The organism is Ruminococcus sp. CAG:57, from assembly GCF_000435935.1.
Lineage (GTDB): Bacteria > Bacillota > Clostridia > Oscillospirales > Ruminococcaceae > Hominimerdicola > Hominimerdicola aceti.
This window is the reverse complement of record NZ_FR890718.1, coordinates 46,733-48,105: the sequence shown is the minus strand read 5'-3', so window position 1 is coordinate 48,105 and position 1,373 is coordinate 46,733. Positions and strand designations below refer to the sequence as shown.

At 44.7% G+C, this 1,373-nt stretch carries 1 protein-coding gene; it reads right to left on the bottom strand.

Features of this window, described 5'->3' with window-relative positions; translation table 11 throughout:
* The coding region (locus QVO88_RS05765; RefSeq protein ID WP_288177808.1) for a sigma-70 family RNA polymerase sigma factor at positions 1-1,301 on the bottom strand (1,301 nt) is incomplete at its 3' end.
* Between the last annotated feature and the right edge of the window lie 72 nt (positions 1,302-1,373).

Genomic DNA, 1,373 nt, shown 5'->3' with positions numbered 1-1,373 from the left:
TCATTACCACTGCTGTCCTTCGCCTTGTAAGTGATAGTGTATTTTCCAGCCTTGTAATCAGACTTCTTTGCCTTGCCGTCAAGCTCCGCTGTGAACTCTACACTCTCATCGTAGTTATCCTTCACGGATACCCCTTTCTTGAAATCAGGGAGCTTACCGCCCTCTGTAATTTCATACTTCTCCTTGATACCCGTAAATTCGGGTTTCTCACTGTCTACTACCGTTACTGTGATGTTCCAGAGTTCTTCCTCTCCTGTGGCAAGCTTGATGTTAAGTGAAATGCTCTGTACGCCCAGCTTGTCAAGTGTGATCTTCTCTTCGCCGCTGGCAAATGCAGCTGTGTCGATCTTATCACTGCTCAGCTTTGCAGCAAGTTCAGCTGCGGTCATTTCGCTGCCTGCCTCAAGCTCGCATTCAAACACCTTAGGCTCTTTCACCTCAGCCTTAGAGCTGCTTTCCTCAGCTGCGGAAGATACTGAACTTGTGTCCGCAAGGCTGCTTGTTGTGTCTTTCTTGCCCTCGTCATTTCCGCAAGCGGTAAGATATACCCCTCCTGCTATCGCCAAAGCTGCTGCCGCAACAATAATGTTTCTCGCCATTTTTGATACCCCTCTTCTAATAGATTTTCCAAATACTTTAACGTCAAGTGCCTTAGGCACATCAGTTTCATTCTCCATACCCTCAAGACCAGCTCTGAGCCAGAAGAACGGAATGATACATCTGAACTTCTTGTTCTCTTCTTTCTCAAGGCGTTCTATCTCGTCACGCATTTTCTTAGACGCTCTGCTGAGCCTGCTTTTCACAGTACCCAAAGAAACTTCAAGTGTGTCTGCTATCTCCTGCAAACTCATTTCATCGTAATACCTGAGTATCACACACATACGCTGCTCCTCAGGCAGGCTTTCAACTACCCTGCGTACACATTCGATAACGTCCTTGTTTTCAAGCAGCTCGTCAGGTATCTCGCCGTCAATGTCCTCAAGCTCGAAATCCTCGCCGTCCTCTGTCATATCTGACAGATATAAAGGCTTTTTCTTACTAAGATAATTCTTACATCTGTTTACTACTGTTGTTCTCAGATAAGACTTAAAACCGGATAAGTTCTTTATATTGTCTAATTTCTGAAATACACATATGTAGCTGTCGTGGATAATATCCATTGCTTCCTCGTCACTTTTGACGATGCTCTTAGCAAGGAAAAACATATGCTGACAAGTTTCTGTGTACAGCACTTCTTTAGCCTGCTGATCACCTTGCTTCGCTTTCTCCACCGCTTCGGTGTAATCCACTTCTTCCTTCATTTTCTAAACTACTCCCATCTTCAATGATTTTCCTAAACAATGCCTTTTGCTGATCTTCGGTCAGCTGATACC